Raw genomic sequence first — 357 nt, forward strand, 5'->3', positions numbered from 1 at the left:
GCGGCGAGCCCGCCCAGGTTGGCGGCCGTCGTGGTCTTGCCGACGCCGCCCTTCGTTGAAATGATGGATACGACCTGCATGGCGCTCTCCGTCTGGGAATGGGAAGTCCGCGGGAGAACGGGTCAGGTCCGGTGGTTGAGGCGCTCGGCGATCCACTGGTCGATTTCGATCGAATCCCAGCCGACGGCGCGCACGCCCAGGCGCAGCGCCTGGGGGAACTGGCGCTTCTTCATCAGGTTGTAGATGTGGGCGCGTTTGAAGCCGGACTTCGCTTCGACTTCATCGAGCCGCAGGATGCGGCGCTCGTTCGGCGGGAGTACAGGGGTCTGCGACATGGCGGTCACTCCTGAACGCTCG

2 protein-coding genes are annotated in these 357 nt (G+C 65.5%); both read right to left on the reverse strand.

Features of this window, described 5'->3' with window-relative positions; all coding sequences use genetic code 11:
• On the reverse strand, positions 1 to 80 hold an 80-nt coding region (locus tag APY03_RS41120; protein ID WP_157103356.1), incomplete at its 3' end, for a ParA family protein.
• Between the two features lie 42 nt (positions 81 to 122).
• A partial coding sequence (locus APY03_RS01085; protein ID WP_443082791.1) for an AlpA family transcriptional regulator occupies positions 123 to 357 on the reverse strand: 235 nt, incomplete at its 5' end.

This window comes from Variovorax sp. WDL1, assembly GCF_001541225.1.
Lineage (GTDB): Bacteria > Pseudomonadota > Gammaproteobacteria > Burkholderiales > Burkholderiaceae_C > Variovorax.